At 36.8% G+C, this 16,620-nt stretch carries 27 protein-coding genes; 19 read left to right on the top strand and 8 right to left on the bottom strand.

All coding sequences use genetic code 11. The features are described from left to right. Nucleotides 1–56 precede the first annotated feature (56 nt). Nucleotides 57–470: a hypothetical protein gene (locus EsVE80_RS11320; RefSeq protein WP_173103811.1), complete on the bottom strand. Its 414-nt coding sequence runs from the start codon at nt 468–470 to the stop codon at nt 57–59. 64 nt (nt 471–534) lie between these two features. Beyond that, a complete protein-coding gene (locus EsVE80_RS11315; protein ID WP_173103810.1) occupies nt 535–987 on the bottom strand; it encodes a YueI family protein in 453 nt (150 codons plus the stop codon). A 200-nt stretch (nt 988–1,187) separates the two neighbouring features. On the opposite strand from EsVE80_RS11315, the gene EsVE80_RS11310 reads away from it, so the two are divergent. The 5 genes from EsVE80_RS11310 (at nt 1,188) to EsVE80_RS11290 (ending at nt 5,008) form a co-directional block, all read left to right on the top strand. Further along, on the top strand, nt 1,188–1,358 hold the full coding sequence (locus tag EsVE80_RS11310; protein WP_173103809.1) for a hypothetical protein: 171 nt from the start codon (nt 1,188–1,190) through the stop codon (nt 1,356–1,358). A 149-nt stretch (nt 1,359–1,507) separates the two neighbouring features. After that, complete coding sequence (locus EsVE80_RS11305) at nt 1,508–3,118, top strand: amidohydrolase (protein ID WP_173103808.1); 1,611 nt, start codon at nt 1,508–1,510, stop codon at nt 3,116–3,118. Next, complete coding sequence (locus EsVE80_RS11300; protein ID WP_173103807.1) at nt 3,102–3,671, top strand: GNAT family N-acetyltransferase; 570 nt, start codon at nt 3,102–3,104, stop codon at nt 3,669–3,671. Before EsVE80_RS11305 ends, EsVE80_RS11300 begins: the two co-directional genes overlap by 17 nt. 61 nt (nt 3,672–3,732) lie before the next feature. Further along, entirely contained in the window at nt 3,733–4,134 is a 402-nt protein-coding gene (locus tag EsVE80_RS11295; protein WP_173103806.1) for an iron-sulfur cluster biosynthesis family protein, read from the top strand. After that, nucleotides 4,112–5,008: a metallophosphoesterase gene (locus tag EsVE80_RS11290; RefSeq protein ID WP_173103805.1), complete on the top strand. Its 897-nt coding sequence runs from the start codon at nt 4,112–4,114 to the stop codon at nt 5,006–5,008. Before EsVE80_RS11295 ends, EsVE80_RS11290 begins: the two co-directional genes overlap by 23 nt. A 113-nt stretch (nt 5,009–5,121) precedes the next feature. On the opposite strand, the gene EsVE80_RS11285 is transcribed toward EsVE80_RS11290, so the two are convergent. Then, nucleotides 5,122–5,853, bottom strand: coding sequence for an MIP/aquaporin family protein (locus tag EsVE80_RS11285; protein ID WP_173103804.1), 732 nt, complete (start codon nt 5,851–5,853; stop codon nt 5,122–5,124). A gap of 288 nt (nt 5,854–6,141) precedes the next feature. Between EsVE80_RS11285 and EsVE80_RS11280 the strand changes: the two genes are divergently transcribed. Further along, a complete protein-coding gene (locus EsVE80_RS11280; protein WP_173103803.1) occupies nt 6,142–6,414 on the top strand; it encodes an HU family DNA-binding protein in 273 nt (90 codons plus the stop codon). Between the two features lie 88 nt (nt 6,415–6,502). Here EsVE80_RS11280 and EsVE80_RS11275 read toward each other — a convergent pair whose 3' ends face one another. From EsVE80_RS11275 to EsVE80_RS11260, 4 genes are all read right to left on the bottom strand, one after another. Continuing rightward, on the bottom strand, nt 6,503–7,654 hold the full coding sequence (locus EsVE80_RS11275; RefSeq protein WP_173103802.1) for a tyrosine-type recombinase/integrase: 1,152 nt from the start codon (nt 7,652–7,654) through the stop codon (nt 6,503–6,505). Between the two features lie 99 nt (nt 7,655–7,753). Further along, complete coding sequence (locus EsVE80_RS11270; RefSeq protein ID WP_197745895.1) at nt 7,754–8,119, bottom strand: tetratricopeptide repeat protein; 366 nt, start codon at nt 8,117–8,119, stop codon at nt 7,754–7,756. A 9-nt stretch (nt 8,120–8,128) separates the two neighbouring features. After that, a complete protein-coding gene (locus EsVE80_RS11265; protein WP_173103801.1) occupies nt 8,129–8,818 on the bottom strand; it encodes a putative periplasmic lipoprotein in 690 nt (229 codons plus the stop codon). A 96-nt stretch (nt 8,819–8,914) separates the two neighbouring features. After that, nucleotides 8,915–9,691: a S24 family peptidase gene (locus tag EsVE80_RS11260; protein ID WP_173103800.1), complete on the bottom strand. Its 777-nt coding sequence runs from the start codon at nt 9,689–9,691 to the stop codon at nt 8,915–8,917. A 159-nt stretch (nt 9,692–9,850) separates the two neighbouring features. Between EsVE80_RS11260 and EsVE80_RS11255 the strand changes: the two genes are divergently transcribed. The 6 genes from EsVE80_RS11255 to EsVE80_RS11230 are packed head-to-tail and all read left to right on the top strand — an operon-like array spanning nt 9,851 to nt 12,395. Then, nucleotides 9,851–10,075 carry a DUF739 family protein gene (locus EsVE80_RS11255; protein WP_086314903.1) on the top strand — a complete coding sequence of 75 codons (225 nt, stop codon included), beginning with the start codon at nt 9,851–9,853 and terminating at the stop codon, nt 10,073–10,075. A 26-nt stretch (nt 10,076–10,101) separates the two neighbouring features. Further along, complete coding sequence (locus EsVE80_RS11250; protein WP_173103799.1) at nt 10,102–10,605, top strand: endonuclease domain-containing protein; 504 nt, start codon at nt 10,102–10,104, stop codon at nt 10,603–10,605. Further along, nucleotides 10,577–11,533, top strand: coding sequence for a hypothetical protein (locus EsVE80_RS11245; protein ID WP_173103798.1), 957 nt, complete (start codon nt 10,577–10,579; stop codon nt 11,531–11,533). Before EsVE80_RS11250 ends, EsVE80_RS11245 begins: the two co-directional genes overlap by 29 nt. Continuing rightward, nucleotides 11,526–12,053, top strand: a complete 528-nt coding sequence (locus tag EsVE80_RS11240) for an ORF6C domain-containing protein (protein ID WP_173103797.1) — start codon at nt 11,526–11,528, stop codon at nt 12,051–12,053. Before EsVE80_RS11245 ends, EsVE80_RS11240 begins: the two co-directional genes overlap by 8 nt. Continuing rightward, the gene (locus tag EsVE80_RS11235) at nt 12,050–12,226 is read left to right on the top strand and encodes a hypothetical protein (RefSeq protein ID WP_173101895.1); all 177 of its coding nucleotides are present in this window, start codon (nt 12,050–12,052) and stop codon (nt 12,224–12,226) included. The genes EsVE80_RS11240 and EsVE80_RS11235 overlap by 4 nt, the downstream gene beginning before the upstream one ends. Before the next feature lie 13 nt (nt 12,227–12,239). Then, on the top strand, nt 12,240–12,395 hold the full coding sequence (locus tag EsVE80_RS11230; protein WP_173103796.1) for a hypothetical protein: 156 nt from the start codon (nt 12,240–12,242) through the stop codon (nt 12,393–12,395). Here the strand turns inward: EsVE80_RS11230 and EsVE80_RS11225 are convergent. Further along, the gene (locus tag EsVE80_RS11225) at nt 12,376–12,627 is read right to left on the bottom strand and encodes a hypothetical protein (RefSeq protein ID WP_173103795.1); all 252 of its coding nucleotides are present in this window, start codon (nt 12,625–12,627) and stop codon (nt 12,376–12,378) included. The genes EsVE80_RS11230 and EsVE80_RS11225 overlap by 20 nt on opposite strands. 89 nt (nt 12,628–12,716) lie before the next feature. On the opposite strand from EsVE80_RS11225, the gene EsVE80_RS11220 reads away from it, so the two are divergent. The 7 genes from EsVE80_RS11220 (at nt 12,717) to EsVE80_RS11190 (ending at nt 16,620) form a co-directional block, all read left to right on the top strand. Then, a complete protein-coding gene (locus EsVE80_RS11220) occupies nt 12,717–12,998 on the top strand; it encodes a hypothetical protein (protein WP_173103794.1) in 282 nt (93 codons plus the stop codon). Next, nucleotides 12,995–13,189: a hypothetical protein gene (locus EsVE80_RS11215; protein ID WP_016173614.1), complete on the top strand. Its 195-nt coding sequence runs from the start codon at nt 12,995–12,997 to the stop codon at nt 13,187–13,189. Before EsVE80_RS11220 ends, EsVE80_RS11215 begins: the two co-directional genes overlap by 4 nt. 16 nt (nt 13,190–13,205) lie before the next feature. Further along, nucleotides 13,206–13,361: a hypothetical protein gene (locus EsVE80_RS11210; RefSeq protein WP_173103793.1), complete on the top strand. Its 156-nt coding sequence runs from the start codon at nt 13,206–13,208 to the stop codon at nt 13,359–13,361. A 34-nt stretch (nt 13,362–13,395) separates the two neighbouring features. After that, nucleotides 13,396–14,103: a Rha family transcriptional regulator gene (locus EsVE80_RS11205; RefSeq protein ID WP_173103792.1), complete on the top strand. Its 708-nt coding sequence runs from the start codon at nt 13,396–13,398 to the stop codon at nt 14,101–14,103. Nucleotides 14,104–14,261: 158 nt separating this feature from the next. After that, complete coding sequence (locus EsVE80_RS11200) at nt 14,262–14,996, top strand: ERF family protein (RefSeq protein ID WP_016173616.1); 735 nt, start codon at nt 14,262–14,264, stop codon at nt 14,994–14,996. Continuing rightward, the gene (locus EsVE80_RS11195; protein ID WP_173103791.1) at nt 14,993–15,982 is read left to right on the top strand and encodes a DUF1351 domain-containing protein; all 990 of its coding nucleotides are present in this window, start codon (nt 14,993–14,995) and stop codon (nt 15,980–15,982) included. Before EsVE80_RS11200 ends, EsVE80_RS11195 begins: the two co-directional genes overlap by 4 nt. Then, nucleotides 15,979–16,620: a putative HNHc nuclease gene (locus EsVE80_RS11190; protein WP_173103790.1), complete on the top strand. Its 642-nt coding sequence runs from the start codon at nt 15,979–15,981 to the stop codon at nt 16,618–16,620. The genes EsVE80_RS11195 and EsVE80_RS11190 overlap by 4 nt, the downstream gene beginning before the upstream one ends.

Genomic DNA, 16,620 nt, shown 5'->3' with positions numbered 1-16,620 from the left:
ATTTAGTAAAAGCAGATACCCGACTTAAATTGTCCGTAGAGTATCTGCTTTTACTTTTAATATTCAAAACTTTTAATTTCAATTGTTTGCTTGGTTTCTTCAACTTTTAAACCAGTAGTTGCTTCCCACCAGTCTTTCATTTCTTTTTCGTAAGTTGTAGGGAAAGCATCAACTATTTCTAATAGGCTTTTGTTATTGATTTTGGCATAAGGAAAGTTCAAGGTTAGATTGTATTTCAACTCTGTTAGTAAACTATAGTATTGAAACATCAAGTAATTCATTTCATCTGGATCATCACAAGATAGAACTTTTGGAGCACGGTCCAACATAAAGCCAAAGCTGCGCATCATGAACATGATTCCATCCAAGTGATCTGGTTGAATGTAAGAAGCGTCTTTTAAAATATCAATATGTGTATCAAGTGCTTCTAACAATTCGGTTTTTAGATCGGCATATTCTGGTTGTATCATAGCAATCCCTCCTAAATCAGCCGATTATTAACGGCATAATCTATTTTTTATTTTTACATTTCATTTAATGAAACAAACGATCAAAGAACCCAAGTTTCTTTTCAGGTGATTTATTAGAATTTTTCTTGTCATCTTCTTCAGGATACTTTTGCTCCACATCGATTACTGGCTCATTGACGGCTTCTTTGGCCACTAATAATAACCCGAAACTCTCAGGTTTAGCCTCCACAAAATCATTAACTACGGTAAATTTTGCATTATTTTTAGTTGCAAGTTGAATATATTCTCCTTGTAGGCTTTCAGGCATTTGACCATTTAAAAGAATAGTAGCGTCTTCGTGTTTTTTTAGCTCCGTTAAAAAGCTGTCTTTATCAGTAGAATTTTTCATTTGTGCAATTGTCATGCTTAAATAACAACGTTCACGAAAAGTTCCCATATATTTATGTTGTTCATCAGGATTAACTAACGGCGTACCATAGCGCCCTTTATCTAAGTGCTGTTGTAATTCGTCTGTCATATCGTCTCCCCCAATAATTCTGATAGCATAATTATAACATGTTTGAAAGAAAAGGTAAGAAAATGCTTGCATTTACTTGTTTAAAGAGATTGTGGTGAAAATTATCTTTTTTTCTGAAAATGAAAGGGGTATACTATTTACGACTAGTCTATGATCTTAACCTGAAGTTCATGTCATTAATAAGAAAGAAGGGGTCTTTTTTGGAAGAGTTGGGAGAAAAAATGTTGTTGCCGTTAGTTATTGTGTTTTTATTGGTCAGTACATATATCGACAGTCTTTCTCTTGTTCAAATCATCGGTTTAATCCTGTTGGTAGCTCTTATACCAGTTAGTTTTAGATTTTTTAAAATTCGCCAAATGAAACGTTCATAAGTAATAAAAAAACGCCTTATCCAGATAGCTGAAGGTTCATTTATAAATGTGCCTGTAGACAGCGTTAGGATAGCTGGCGTCTTTTTTTTAGTCCTTTTTGAAAGTTCGTTGTACTATAATAAAAAGAAAAGGACAAAGAAGGGATTTTTGTGAAGCGTATTTTATTAAATGGCAAAATTTTTACTGGTGAAAAATTTGTCTCTGCAATGGAAATAACTGACGATCATGTTAGTTGGTTGGGAGATAGTCGCTCGGCACGTTTGCGTCATGCAGATGAAGTGGTTAATTTAAATGGGCGTCTATCCTTGCCAAGCTTTTGGGATGTTCACACACATCCTCTATGGATTTCTGAAACGTTGGGAAGTATTGCTTGTACTCCACCGAATGTTGCGAGTATTGAAGAGATGATTAAAGCTTTAAGAAATTCTTCTCAAGTAGGCAAAAAGGATGCGTGGATCGAAGGTTGGGGGTATGATGAATCAAAACTTGCAGAAGGTCGTACGCCGACACTTGCCGATTTAGATAAAGTGTCTACAACGCAACCTGTCTATGTTTTACGTTCAGATTGTCATTCATGTGTGGTGAATTCGGTAGCTTTGAAGTTAGCCGGTATTACGGCAGATACCCCTAATCCAGTTGGAGGTATGATTGGACATTTTGCAAATGGAGAACCAAATGGTGTGATGTTGGAAAATGGTGCTAGTAAACTAATTAAAGAAGTAAAAGAAAAAGACACTTTTGAAAATCTGGTTAATCAAACGTTAAGACTAACAACGCATTATCGTCAACGTGGAATTGGTGTAATCAGTGATATGATTAGTTTAGTTGAGCCATATGATTATGCAAAAATATATGCTGAAGCGGCTCGTCGGGGTCTCTTACAAGACGTTTATTTGTATTATTCTATTGATGAAATAAAAAGGCTTAAGTTGTCTTGTTTACCGCGCTCTTCCCATCCGCGTATTCATGTAGCAGGCATTAAATTATTTATGGATGGAACAATTTCCAATCAAACCGCGCGGGTTAAAAAACCGTATAAAAATGCCACTACCACGGGTTTTGCAATTAATACAGTGGAAGATTTGAAATTTGCATATGAATTTGCGAAAGCAAATGAATGTCAAATTGCCATTCATGCCATGGGAGATGCCGCTATTCAGTTAATTTTAGATACTTACGGAAATTTAGAGCCGTGGCTAATGAATCGTCCTTCTGTCAGAATTGAACATGCGACGATATTAGATGATAAATTATTAAAACAATTTCATGATGCCAAAATGAACTTTGCTTTTGTCACCCAGATTATTTTCTTATATGCAGAGTACGCTTCTTATTTTCAAAATTTAGATGAAAAGCGTTTGAAGCAGTGTTATCCACTCGCTTCTATGTTACAAAGTGGTGTACCAACAGCCTTATCTTCTGATGCACCTGCAACAGCTTGGATTAAACCTGATGATGTTTTTGCCAGTCTGGCTTGTGCTGTTACACGTGTTGGTGCAAACGGAGAAGATTTAAATCATAATGAGGCAATAGATTTTATCACCGCATTTAGTTTGTATACAAAATCTGCAGCTGGTATGGTACCAACAGATAAAACAGCTATGCTGACAGTTGGTCAAAGTGCAGATTTGATTGTTTTATCCCAAGATCTATTTGTCACATCTCCTGAGAAGTGGCAGGAAACAACGATTGAAAAAATGTATTTGCGAGGAACCGAGATCAAGGAAGAAATAGAGGTGCAAGATGGAAGAAATTATTAATATCCCGTTGTTATTTGCTGAAAATACGGTGTTAGAAACGACGCGCTTACGGCTACGTCCTCTTAGAATGACTGACGCCAAGGATATGTATGAATACGCAAGTGATGAAGAAACAACGCGTTATGTTTTTCAACAACATCGGAATTTAGCAGACACGCAATTTGCTATTGCCAACTATTTTATGGCAGAGCCTCTAGGCAAATATGCTATCGAAGAAAAAAAGAGCAGTAAAATGATTGGTACAATTGATTTGCGCGTAGATGCGACTTATGGTCGTGGTGAACTAGGCTATACTTTAAATAAAGCCTACTGGGGCCAAGGAATAATGCCAGAAGCTGCTTTTGCTTTACTCGTTTTAGGCTTTGATAAGATGAAGTTAGTCTCTATAAATGCTTATCATAATTTGGAGAATGCTAAATCTGGTCGGGTGATGGAAAAGATTGGAATGAAAAAAGTAACGGAAATTAAAAGTAGTCGCTTATGGAAAGGTGAGCTAATCGATGAGGCGTTGTACATGATTACCGCTGCGGATTGGCAAAAACGGACGATGTAGTTAGTGCTCTTTTTAAAGGAATATAATTTTAGAATCGAATGGTTTGAAAGGAAATGATATTATGCAACTTTCAATTGATACTGAAGTGGTAGCATTACTCCGTGCTAAAATGCAACCAGGAGATGTAATTTATTTGGATTTTGAAGATGGGGATGGACCATTTGCCAATACAGGATTGAGCTGTCGGTTGGATTTGAACTTTCGTCTTATCATTACGCCAATAAATTATTTGGCCAGCGGACTTGATGTGTACAATGAAACCTTAGTAACGGCGATTGGACCGCTAAAAATTAAAAAAAGTTCAGAGCGTTATTTGGAAGAAAATACGCGTCTAACAGTAAATAAAGCTCTCCAGACATTGCAACTAAAAGGGGATAGTGGCATTTTAGCAAATAATATTCCTATCTTACGAATTGACAAAGTAATTGCAGGTGGTAGTGATGGGAAAATTAGCGGTTGTTAGTGACCTCCATGCTGATATTAATCGGTTGGCGTCGGAGGATTTAGCACAACTATTGTTCGTTTTAAAAGAAAAGAAAGCAGATCGGCTCCACTTTGCCGGTGATTTAGCCAATAAAGTAGAAAAAGCGCAAGCAATTGTAGCGTATTTTGAACAGTATTTACCGACTACATTTAATTGGGGCAATCACGAAATGGCTGATTTATCAGGTGAGGAAATAGAAGATTATTCAAATCCAGCTTTTTTAAATCAAAAAACTTTGGCTTTAAACCATAAAACGGTCTTAGTGGGCTACAATGGATGGTATGATTATCGCTTTTCAACATTACAAGATAAAAAGAAAATTGCGGCTGTGAAACGACTCTATTGGTATGATCGCGTCATTAAACGAGACGGCAGTGATCCGGAGGTAGAGGAGCACTTGCGAAGTCGGTTAAAAATTCTCTTGGATGGCTTAAAAAAAAACGATAAAGAAGTAATTTTAGCAACCCATTTTGTACCGAAAAAAGAATTTATTGTGTACCAAACTGATCCGAAATTACAACGTTGGAATGAATTAAATGCGTTTTTAGGTTCGGCAAAATTAGGAACGTTTTTGGACCGATATGATAATATTAAACAAGTGGTTTTTGGTCATACCCATCGTCGTTTTGAGGATAAAAAAATAAACGGGACGCGCTATAGTTGTCGTCCTTTTGGCTATTTTTTTGAATGGCAGCTAACCCGGGAATTTGTTTTGGAAAATAAATTTGTGAATGAATATAACCCTATGAAATTACGGGGAGTATTAAAAACACACGAAGCTCAGTTTAAAGAATATCAAAAGCTATATTTGAAAAGCGAATTTGAGCAAGCCGTTACGATTATTGATTATTAAAAAAGTTGTGCCAAAACTCTAAAAGGATTTGGCACAACTTTTTAGCGTGTAGCACTGGTTCATCAAATTGCTGTCTTAATCTTAAAAAGAACAACAAGGTTGTCAAATTTTGATTATAAAAATAACCCTTTATATAGTAAAATTGCGACAATACTGGCTAAAATTGGCGCTAAAACTGGTACAAAAGCATAGTCCCATTGAGAAGAACCTTTATGCTTTAAAGGTAAAATACTGTGAAGAATTCGAGGTCCTAAATCACGGGCAGGATTTAAACCAGGTCCAGTTGGTCCGCCCAGTGACGCTACCAATGTCCAAACTAGAAATCCTAAAGCAAAATGCGCAGTTCCTAAATTGTTTTGGAAAAATGGCGCTTTGGTAATGCCAATGGCACCAAAGAATAAAATGAATGAACCGAAAAACTCATTTACAAAACCATTTAATTTTGAACCGACACTGTTAATCGTAGAAAATGTTCCAAGTACATGATTTGTATCTTCTGTTTGATCGTAGTAAGGTTTGTAACACGCTACAACGATTAATTGTCCCATAATGGCACCAAGCAATTGCGCTACGATATAAGGCAAAACTTCACTCCAAGGGAACATACCTGCAACAGCTAAACCAATTGAAAAAGCTGGATTAATATGGTTGCCGCTGATTGAACCAAACATCATGGCTGGAATCATGACACCACAACCATAACCCACAGCGATCAACATCCAGTCACTGCCGTATCCTTTTGTTCCTTTCAAGTCGACGTTTGCTACCGCGCCGTTACCTAGCATAATTAAAAAAGCTGTACCGACAAATTCGGCTGCTAGGCGTGTCATTAGTGAATAATCCAAATAAAAAACCTCCTCAAATTTTTGTCTGAGTTTAAAATAAGTGCAATAAAGGAAGCAAAAAAACTCAAACATTACTATAAAAACAGATTTTATTTAAAAAGACAAATGATAACCCTTGTGATATTTTCTGAAAAAATGCTGTTACATTATTATTAAGATTGTTACAATTATTTTAATAGTAATCATAGAAAGTGTTTTCTATTGCGCCATATCAAGGGTTTTGCTAGAATGAAAGACAAGGATTAGATAAAATCCTAATTATTTTATTCCGAGTAGGAGGAATTATTAATGAACAAAGCAGATTTAATTTCAGCTGTTGCTGAAAAATCAGGGGTTACTAAAAAAGACGCAACTGCTGTCTTGGCTGCCATCATCGATACTGTTGAATCAACATTGAAGTCTGAAGAAAGCGTACAAATTATGGGCTTTGGTACTTTTGAAACACGTAAACGTGCTGCACGTAAAGGACGTAACCCTCAAACTGGTGAAGAAATCGAAATCCCAGCATCTGTTACACCAGCTTTCAAACCTGGTAAACAATTAAAAGACGCTGTGAAATAAAACAGCTTTAGGAAGCCTGTAATATCGGGCTTCCTTCTTTATTTATCATCAATACATAATCTAAAAGGGGCACGAAAGGGGCAACTTGTCAAAGTCCTATCTCTGTCAACTTGGATGTAATGTCTGCTTTCATCTGTTTGGTGACGTGAGTATAGATTTTAGTCGTGATGTCAGAATCCTCATGGCCGACGCGTTCCATGATAGCTGTTAGTTGTATGCCGTTTTCAGCTAATAGCGATACATGCGTGTGGCGGAAGATGTGCGAAGTTAGCGTTTTGTGTGCAAGACCTACACGCTCCCCAGCTCTTACTAGCGCACGATTAAATGATGAGTATATCATTGGTGTACCGTTTTTGGTGACAAATACATACTCACCTGGCAAGTAGCCGTTGCGTGTCAGACTGTCTAATTTATTTTCGTCGATAGATCTCTCTACTAGTTTAATACATCTTGGTGTCAGGTTGATTGTCCGATTACTCATCAGTGTTTTTGGAGGGCCTTTCCTAGCTGCACGAAATCCGTTTCCGTAATCTATTGTTCCGGTGATAGATGCGCTAGTCAAATTGTTATTAAAATCGGTGGGTGTAAGTATAACTGCTTCGCCAATGCGGCATCCTGTTAAATACATAAATTCTGCAAGCCTACCCACACGATAGGTAGAGGGCCTGCGGTAGAGTTCTTTAATTAGTTTTTCAGCCTCGTCTTTTTCGAGATATTTGTTGCTGATTTTTTCTCGTGTCGCCTCATCCTTCTTAGCATAGGATATCTGGACTTTTTCCAATGGGTTTTCTGATATGTATCCCATGCGATAGGCGTATTTAAATATATTGTTTAACTGCGATTTGATGCTTGCAGTATAGTCGTTTGAGTATTCTAAGCCATCAAAAAATGTTTGGAAGAGCTTCGTGTCTGCATTTTTAGCCAGTGTATTCTTATCGATTTTATCAAAAATAACTTTCTGCTGTGCCTTATACGCACGGATTGTGGAAGGCCGTATCCGATGCACTTTTTGATGGTGACTAAACCACTCTTCCACAAGATTGTGGAGGTTGATATCGGACAAGGTGGCCGTCTCTTCGGCTTTGCCAATTTTCTCATCCAATAATTTCTGTGCCTTCTTCTGCGCTTGTTTGCTGTCGCTGGTCAAGATTATCGACTTGCGTTTATACTTTTCTGTATACGGGTCTTTATAGCGCTCAATATATTTAAATCTGCCGTCTGGCAATGTCTCCATCCACATTGTAATCAACTCCTATTATTTGTTATAATAGGCATAGCTAAATAAGCCTAGCCGTTTATTTATGTTAGACACGTCGCTTGTGAGAGGGGGACGTGTTTTTTATTGTTTCTTTTGCAGTTCTTTTGCTTTTGATAACCTTGTTTTAAATTTTGCTAACTTTGGTGCTACATCTTGCCGACCTGAGTTAATGTTTTTAAAAACATCGATTGCGGTTTCTAATACTCTTACTTCATTGTCATAGTCTTTTCTTTTACGATATATAATAGCTAGTCTATCGTATGGACGATTCCCCTCGAAGCGGTTAGTTACATTTCTTTCATAATACATAATAGCCTTGTCTATGTTCCCTGATTTTTCGCAACTCATACCTCTATGGTTGTTATCGACAGCTTGCTCCAAAGCGTTTTTACTACTATTTGTACTCTTTTTAGGTTGGCTGCTAGTAAATAAATTAAATATCCCCATAATTACCACCTAATCCTTATAAACATCAGCAAACAATGTATCGCCATTGTATTCAAAGTTAAATACATAACCATTTGATGTAAAAGATGTTTCTTCTTTGCTTTCCAAAATATTATTATATGCCTCAGCCACACGCTTGTTTTCAGCCTCATAAACGCCTTGGAAGGCTGCTAAAATCGTAGGTAATTCTTGATTGGCGTCGCCTTCCGTACGCATTTCCAAGCCAATGATATTTCCGTCATAAACATTAACAGTGGTAGTCACGCCATTTTCGCTTGCTACATCCATAAAGCCGTCATCGACAGACTCTGGAAAAGAAGTCTTAGCATTATCGTTGATAGAAGATATAACGGAATTCATCATATACGCAAAGTTTTCGTAGTCGTCGATTTTTTCTTTTGCATCAATCGTTACGTCTTTGTCCAGTGAGCTATCATCGTTTTTAAAAGTTACAGTAACGTTTTGATCAACACCTAAAAAAGGAATAGCAATCTGAAAATCATCTCCATTTTTTTCACCTTTAAAAATAGAGCCATCACTTGTTTTTGCTTCCAGAGAATCAATGTTTTTGCCAGAGCCTCCAACGTAAGCGTAGATTGCTTCATCGTTGTCCACAGATATGTTTCCCTCAATTTCGTTGGAAGAGCACCCGGTTAGTAAAACTGTCCCCAAAAATAGTCCCAACATTACTTTTTTCATTCATTTCCCTCTTTTCTGGTATAATTGACATTACATAAGCATATACCTTAAAAGGGTAACCCTAGCCGGAGCTGGAACTCCGACTGGGGTATTTTTTTACATAATCACACGGCCGATAACAAATAGGTTGTCACATTCATCAGCGTAAAAATCAGGGTAGAGGCGACTGCCATCAGCTTTGATATCCGTATTGAGTGATACTAACCTCATCCGTTTATCTTCCAAATAAATCTTTTTGATAAACGCTTCGTTGTTGATTTCTATCGCTGCGATTTGTCCGTTAAATATATCTTGTGTTTCATTGACAAAGACCACTTCGCCATCTTCAAACATCGGTTCCATTGAATCTCCCGACACCACAAACGCCATATCATACTTAGGTGGGGCGCTATCAACTTCCACAGTCTCAATGACCGATTTATCATTATAGGCACCGCCACCGGCTGATAACCGTCCGTAGATGTCTACTAGTTTCGGTTCGCGTCGTTTAAGTGGCACTATCTTACCAGCGTCAGCGACACCGTATTTTTGCTCTCTTAATTGACGATCAGCAAAGTTGTAAACTTTTGCTTGGCGTTTTTGATCGAGCTGGTTGTAGATGGTTTCGATGGAAGGAACATCATTTTCCTTATCTTCTTTTGGAACATCGTAACCAAGTAACCACGCCTCGCTCACATTTAAAGTTTTAGCCAGTAAATAAAGTTTGTATTGGTCGGGCGAGGATTTACCATTGACATATTGCGATAGATGACTTTTTGACATTTTTATTCCAGTTTCTTTTTGTAAAGGTAAAGACATATTCAGAATATCAACTTGCTTTAAATTTCTTTCAGACATTAACTGATTAAGTCGTTGTTGAGTCGTTTGCTTCATCTTATACCTCCTTTCTGATACTCATTATATACCTTGTTGAACATAAGTTCAATAAAAAAGTTAAATCAATTTGAACTTTTATGTTGACAAAGTTTTATACAGGGGTTATACTTTGGGTACAAAGTTCAAAACATTTGAACTAGAAAGGAGCGGACTAATATGAGTTTTGATTATTCTAAGTTGTCAGGAAGAATTGTTGAAAAATATGGAACGCAATATAATTTTTCAATCGCTTTAGGTTTGTCGGAAAGAAGTTTGTCATTAAAGCTGAATAACCGAGTACCATGGAAAAGCACCGAACTTCAAAAAGCTATTGAATTGCTAGACATTCCAAGAGAAGAAATTGGCGAATATTTTTTTAATTTAGAAGTTCAAAAAGTTTGAACTAAAGAAAAAAAGGAGGTTAAACAGTGAACGAAATAACTTTAGATGATGGCTTCTTTAACCCTTATCCAAAAATGAAGTTTTCTACAAAAGAAGAAGCAAAAACATTTTGGAGGATAATGTTTGATTGTGAAGGTGGAATGATGGAACTCACATTTTCACTTTTTGATTTTGCGGGAAACAAACCTAAAACAAGTTTTACTAAACACGAAAACGCGTTTCATCTGATATATCCGTATTTAGAAAGACAAGTGACGTTCGGTCTCGGAAAGGGAGCTTATAAAAAGTATGGAGTTTTGAAATACACGGCTGATTTTTATGACAGAAAGAACAACGTTGTTTACGAGATAGATGGTGACGGTCATAACTGGGAGCTTCAAAAACTTAAAGATGAAAAACGAGACTTAATCTTAGAATTGGAATTTGGGATAAAAACAATAAGATTTAGCAACTACGACGTTGAAAAAATGATGTTAAAAAGAATTAGGGAGGTTGGGCTAGTTGGCGAATTTTTCCCTGGAACAAAATGAAACTTCTAATTTTGCGAGTTTTGACTATTCAAAGCTAACAGACAAAGAACGTCTATCTACTTTAGAAAACGAAAAAAAATTAGATGAACTATACAAAAAATACCAGCCAGAAATTGGAGAGATTTTGTACAAACAACAACAAATACTAGCTAACCACAATGAAGGTGTCTTTCAACAATGGTATGAGTCGAAAGGGTTTAAACGCTGGAAAGTATACGACTATATAAATAAATATAATTATGTTCTCCGAAATTCGGAAGACCCTCAAAAAATAGATATATTTGAAAATATGTCAAATACACTACAAAGTGAAATTTCAAAGCCATCTACTAAACCAGAAGTTGCCGAAGCAATCCTGAACGGTGATGTAAAAACAAAAAAAGAAATTGAAGCTTACAAACGCCAACTCAAAGCCAAAGACGAACAAATCGCCACACAAGCGAAGATGATTGACGACTTGCAGGAACAAGAACCGCAAGTTATCGAGAAAAAAGTTGTCGTGGAAAAGATTCCTGCTGATTATGAAAATCTGAAAACGACTAACGAGCAACTAGAAAAACAGCTCTCATCAGTCCGTAGCGACTTGAAAATGAAAAAAATGCAGTATGACTTGCTGGAGCAGAACACCGAAAGCGCTAAAACGCTTGAAGCTAATATCAAAGCCTTGCAACAAAAAGAAAAATCGATTGACCAGCGTGTGAAAGCGACGATCGAATTTAACGATTTAATGCGAGAAATTGAAACGTTCTTTGACACGAAAATGGCAAGTCTCAGATTTAAACCACTTATCAATGATTTGTACGATACGGAAGCCTCAAACAAGCTTTCCGAAGTCGTAAACAGCGTTGAATTTTGGGTAAGCGAAATGCGGAAAATCATCCCGAATGAAAAAACAAAAATTATAGAAGGAGAGATTATCGATGGATAACACGCCAGTTTTAAGAAAAGAGAATAAAGGCTTGGAAGTCTTGCAATTTACACTTCAACGTCAAGATGACCAAAGCAAAGTAATGCAAGAAGTCATTACAGCAGTTATCGAAGTAAGAGACGAAATGGTTGAAATGAGAGATGAAACGAAAAAGCAATTTGAAATGATGAAAGACGAAAACAAAATCACACGTCGCCAAGCAGGAAAATTAAAAAGTGCAGTCGGTAAAAAGTCTGCAAAGTTGGTTAATGACCTTTTCGGTAAAAGAGTATCTAACGAATTGTTTTCCAAAAAGACGGGTCATTTAACACGAGGCATTTATACGAAATTAGGCATTGAATATGATGTTTCAAGTTATTTAGATATCCGCAGCATTGACTTCGAAAAGGCTAAATCTTTTGTTCAAGGCTTAGAATTATCGGATTTTGAAAGCTATCAACTGAGAATAACTGACAAACAAGCTGAAACGGCAGAAAAACACGGAGATGATATTTCGTTCTTGTTGGAGGAATCAAAATGATTGAACATGACAACATAATTGATGTTCTAAAATATTTGTTTGAATTGAGTGATGCTAAAAACATTACAATCGACGGAAAAGTCGCAACTGTTGAAGACTTACAAGAATCGTACAAAGAAGCCCTTGTTAATCTTGCTGATTTATTAGGTGTGAGCGAGTTGTATTTAAAATAAAGGAGGCCTAACCATGGAACTAATCATCAAAGGAACACCAGAAGAAATAAAAAAAGTGCTCCAAGCTATTGCGAGTAGCAAGGAACAACCAAGAAGAAAACATCCAGAAGCAAAAATAGAATATGATCCACAGACGGGTGAAGGAAAGCTTATTCCTCAAAAGAAATAATTACTTTCTTACTTCTGACTGGAATTGTCTGGTTGAATTTACGGTTTGAATAGATGCTCAAAAATTCATCGTCACGAGTAACGCATATTACAGTATCATCTTCAAACTCTTGAAGAACCATATCATGATTAACGGTAAATACTGTACGAGTCTTAGCTGGCAACTCAACTTTGAATTCATTTGCAAACTCAACAGGCAATTCAGATTTAAAATCTAACTTATAGTCTTTCATAAATTTTCACCCCCCTTATCAATTATTTCAGCCGACCACTGACTGATAAGGAAATTATACCAAAAACAATCTATAAAGGAGGACTAACCATGCAACCAACACTAAAAGAACTCATCCATAGCGTTGAGACAAAAGAAGTAGCCGCAGAGTGGGATCGTCCAGAAGAGCTGATGATACGGTTCAACGGGCTGAAAAAGTCCACACTCTACGACTATCTAAAAGAGATGGACAGCATTCCGGAATTTAAACAAGGAATCATGCGCCCAGGTGTGACGTTCATCCACATTGGCACGTTTATCTGGTATCTGCGGTGGAAGGACGCTAGCCGGTATCGGTCGAAAAAACCGACACCAAGTGAGGTGAAAACATGACAAAACATAAATGCTCAATGCTAATGCTATTTACCATCATTGTAGCAACCGTTACAGCACTGTTCGCTTGGATGGGAAGTATCAGTTTAAGCGTAACACTAATTGTGATTGCAGTTATTTCAGCTTTAATTATAGCCACGTTGCTTGGCTATCGCATGCATATTGTTGATGTTGAGAAGGGGATTTATTAGTAGAGGAGGTTCCAGGATGAATGAAGAAAAACTAAAAGTAAAAGTTGATGTAATCGGTGTAGAAGAAGCGGTGTCAAAAGCAGAAAGATATGTCGAACTATTGAAAGAAGCCAAAACGTTGGCAGACGAATTGGCTTCAATGGAGTTTGAAATTGGAATTAAACAGGATTAAACAGTGCCTTTAAAATCAATCAAGGAGAATTTGTATGAATGTATTAGAAAAAACAATTACAAGTTTAGAAGTTGCTGAAATGGTTGGCAGACGACATGACCAAGTTTTAAGAGATATTACTAAAATTAAGGAACATCTTACTGACCACAAAAGTGTGGCGAGTGAATTATTTATTGAGTCAACCTATGAAGATGCTTCTGGTCGGGAACTACCTTGCTATCTTTTAACAAAAAGAGGTTGTGAATTATATTCAACCCGAATGACAGGAGCTAAAGGTACGCAATTCGCCTTAGCCTACATTGAACGATTTAATGAGATGGAAACAGTTATTAAAGAGCAATCACTAAAAATTCCGCAGTCTCCTCAAGAAGCACTACGATTAATGTTTCAATATCAAGAAAACACAAGTGAAAAAGTAGAAAAAGTTGAAGAACGTGTAACAGACCTTGAAGAAAATATAGTTTTGAGTGCAGGCGATTATGGTTATGTCACACGCCGAATTAATCAACGGGTCGCAGAAGTAGGTCGTAGCTTTGGAAAGTTGACGAATAAACAACGTGGGGAGCTTCATAGAGACATTAATAGTGGCGTCAAAAAGATTACTGGGGTTAGCACTCGAACACAACTAAGACAAAAACATTTTCAAACAGTATTAGACTATATCACCGACTGGGAACCATCAACAGCCACTAAAACCGTTGTACGTCAAATGAGTTTAGAACTAGGTGAAGATAATGAATAGAGCCGAAGCTTTAAAAATCGGAAAAATTATCGCAGATCGATGGTGGCGAGCAAACTACTTAACGATTAAAACGCGTCAAAATATCGAGCGCATGAAAAAAGCGACTCCGCCGGGAAGCAATGAGTCGCAAACAAAAATACCTATAAGGAGATTATAGCATGGATGATGTCAAAAACGAAGTAAGTAAAAATAGCGTCACGAAAAATCTAATACAAAAGTTAGCAGAAATTACAAATGAAATTGAAAGAATTCCCAAAAATGGGCATAACGATTTCCATAATTATGACTACGCTTTGGAAAGTGATATTAAGGATGTTGTTCGACCTTTACTAGTTGCACAGAATCTTTTTATGTTGTCTGATGAAAAATCGCGATCTGTAACAGAAATCAAGACACAAAAAGGTACACAGCAATTAGTAACACTTGAAATCGAATATACGATATTTGATGGTGACACTGGGGAGACAATAAAATTTACTGGATTTGGCGATGGTCAAGATGCTGGCGATAAAGCAGTTTACAAAGCTAAAACTGGTGCACTTAAGTACGCATTGACTTCTCTGTTTCTAATTCCGACGGGAGATGATCCAGAAACCGAAGGAAAGAAACCATTACAACCGCCTAAAACTATTAATGAAGAACAAGTAAAAACATTGGAAGATTTAATTCATACAGTAGCATCAATGTCTAATTCAAATCCAGCGCAAGTTTTAGGTCAATTAAAAACTGAATCTGGATTTAATAAGACTATTAACAAAATGACGGAAGCTGATTTTGGGATAGCATTACAAATTTTACAAAAATGGAAAAAGGCTTATGCCAAACATCTTCAAAATAAAACTCAACCAAAACAAGAAAATATAAACTCAATTCCATGGGGGCAAAAACAATGACAGAAAATCCATTAACGGTACCAGATATGCAATTTGAGGTAAGTTACACACCATCAACTATCAAGATAGAAAATGAAGAACTACTAGAAAGTTTAATTGAACAGACGACAGAACACTATAGCAATCAAGTCTTTAAATTTGATGCAGAAAATGTTGCAGAGGCAAAACAAGCCAAAATAGATTTGAATAAAATTGCCAAAATGATTGATGATCGCAGAAAAGAAATTAAAGCTGATTATTCTCAGCCGTTGAATACTTTTGAAGAGAAAATGAAGCGATATGTTGAACGTATCAAGAAGGTATCTGACGATATTAATTCTGGAATTAAGCTTTTTGATGAATCAGAAAAAGCCATTCGTATAGAAAAAATAAAAATTGAGATGGAAAAAATTGCTGAACCGTTAAATATTGAATCGGAAGCTATTGAAATTAGTACTAGTTGGATAAATAAAACGGCTTTTACGACAAAAGGTGAAGTTAAAGGGAAAATACTTGATGAAATTCACGACAAAATGAAAATTGTAGCAATGCAAAAAAGTCAGATAGCGGCTGATAAGGCGACTATTACGGATTATGCAGAAATCGCCGGACTAGATCCATATGCATGGTCAGGTTTAATTGATCAAGGGTGGTCGGTAGCCGATATCCGGGAAAAAATTAAACAGGCAGTGGAAGATAAACGCCGTCGAGAACAGGCAGAAAAAGAAGCGGAGGCTGAACGGCAGCGGAAAAAAGCTGAATATGATGCAGCTATCGCCGAAATGGAAAGAGAAAAAGCAGTTGAGACGAATCAAGGAACTTTGGTTGACCCTGAAACTGGTGAATTAATCCAAGCAGCAAACAATGAACCGTCGGTACCGATAACAGAAGTGGATGATAATCCGACGATGACGGTAACTCTACAATTAACCGCAAGCCGCCAAAAATTGGCAAACTTAAATGAGTACCTCGTAGAAAATGGTATTAGTGTGGTGCCGGTGCAATGATGGGGAAATTGCTATCCGCGGATGGCAGAAAAATAACAATTGAACTTGAAGAAGCATTCAATCAAGAATACTTACATCTACTAGCCAACGGAGAGGATAACTATTTGGAAGTAGCTGCATTAGATAATCGTGGAATATCTGCTAAACAAAATGCGTTATCACACGCTTTAATTGCTGATGTGGCGCGTTGGCAAGGTGAGTATCCTTATTGGTCGAAGATAGATTTGAAATACTACTATGAGGCATTAAGCGGCGTATGGTTTGAACATCATAAAGCAACTAAATCTGATGCAAAAAAATGGATTGATTTTCTAATCGAGTTTGTTATTTCAAATAACGTTCCACTTCCTAAAGTATATAACTATTTACTGGATGAAAATTCATGGTTTTATCAATGCTTAAAATATCGACGTTGCTGCATTTGTATGGAACAAGCAGATATAGCACATGTTGATGCAGTCGGTATGGGTAGAAACAGGAGAAAAATTAACCATTCTGATTTTAGATTTATGGCGTTATGCCGATTTCATCATACAGAACAGCACACCGTAGGGTTAACTGAATTCTTTAAAAAATATCGAATTATTCTCGTAAAATTGAATGATGAAGAACGAAGAAAACTAAGGATAGGAGGGTAG

The organism is Enterococcus saigonensis, assembly GCF_011397115.1.
In the GTDB taxonomy this organism is placed as follows: domain Bacteria; phylum Bacillota; class Bacilli; order Lactobacillales; family Enterococcaceae; genus Enterococcus_C; species Enterococcus_C saigonensis.
The sequence above is the reverse complement of the archived record's forward strand: the minus strand, read 5'-3'. Positions and strand labels throughout refer to the sequence as shown.

Coding starts and splice junctions, on each gene's coding strand:
- EsVE80_RS11320 (WP_173103811.1), bottom strand. CDS start 470: ATGATACAACCAGAATATGCCGATCTAAAAACCGAATTGTTAGAAGCA.
- EsVE80_RS11315 (WP_173103810.1), bottom strand. CDS start 987: ATGACAGACGAATTACAACAGCACTTAGATAAAGGGCGCTATGGTACG.
- EsVE80_RS11300 (WP_173103807.1), top strand. CDS start 3,102: ATGGAAGAAATTATTAATATCCCGTTGTTATTTGCTGAAAATACGGTG.
- EsVE80_RS11295 (WP_173103806.1), top strand. CDS start 3,733: ATGCAACTTTCAATTGATACTGAAGTGGTAGCATTACTCCGTGCTAAA.
- EsVE80_RS11290 (WP_173103805.1), top strand. CDS start 4,112: ATGGGAAAATTAGCGGTTGTTAGTGACCTCCATGCTGATATTAATCGG.
- EsVE80_RS11280 (WP_173103803.1), top strand. CDS start 6,142: ATGAACAAAGCAGATTTAATTTCAGCTGTTGCTGAAAAATCAGGGGTT.
- EsVE80_RS11275 (WP_173103802.1), bottom strand. CDS start 7,654: ATGTGGATGGAGACATTGCCAGACGGCAGATTTAAATATATTGAGCGC.
- EsVE80_RS11270 (WP_197745895.1), bottom strand. CDS start 8,119: ATGGGGATATTTAATTTATTTACTAGCAGCCAACCTAAAAAGAGTACA.
- EsVE80_RS11265 (WP_173103801.1), bottom strand. CDS start 8,818: ATGAAAAAAGTAATGTTGGGACTATTTTTGGGGACAGTTTTACTAACC.
- EsVE80_RS11260 (WP_173103800.1), bottom strand. CDS start 9,691: ATGAAGCAAACGACTCAACAACGACTTAATCAGTTAATGTCTGAAAGA.
- EsVE80_RS11255 (WP_086314903.1), top strand. CDS start 9,851: ATGAGTTTTGATTATTCTAAGTTGTCAGGAAGAATTGTTGAAAAATAT.
- EsVE80_RS11240 (WP_173103797.1), top strand. CDS start 11,526: ATGGATAACACGCCAGTTTTAAGAAAAGAGAATAAAGGCTTGGAAGTC.
- EsVE80_RS11235 (WP_173101895.1), top strand. CDS start 12,050: ATGATTGAACATGACAACATAATTGATGTTCTAAAATATTTGTTTGAA.
- EsVE80_RS11230 (WP_173103796.1), top strand. CDS start 12,240: ATGGAACTAATCATCAAAGGAACACCAGAAGAAATAAAAAAAGTGCTC.
- EsVE80_RS11225 (WP_173103795.1), bottom strand. CDS start 12,627: ATGAAAGACTATAAGTTAGATTTTAAATCTGAATTGCCTGTTGAGTTT.
- EsVE80_RS11220 (WP_173103794.1), top strand. CDS start 12,717: ATGCAACCAACACTAAAAGAACTCATCCATAGCGTTGAGACAAAAGAA.
- EsVE80_RS11215 (WP_016173614.1), top strand. CDS start 12,995: ATGACAAAACATAAATGCTCAATGCTAATGCTATTTACCATCATTGTA.
- EsVE80_RS11210 (WP_173103793.1), top strand. CDS start 13,206: ATGAATGAAGAAAAACTAAAAGTAAAAGTTGATGTAATCGGTGTAGAA.
- EsVE80_RS11205 (WP_173103792.1), top strand. CDS start 13,396: ATGAATGTATTAGAAAAAACAATTACAAGTTTAGAAGTTGCTGAAATG.
- EsVE80_RS11200 (WP_016173616.1), top strand. CDS start 14,262: ATGGATGATGTCAAAAACGAAGTAAGTAAAAATAGCGTCACGAAAAAT.
- EsVE80_RS11195 (WP_173103791.1), top strand. CDS start 14,993: ATGACAGAAAATCCATTAACGGTACCAGATATGCAATTTGAGGTAAGT.
- EsVE80_RS11190 (WP_173103790.1), top strand. CDS start 15,979: ATGATGGGGAAATTGCTATCCGCGGATGGCAGAAAAATAACAATTGAA.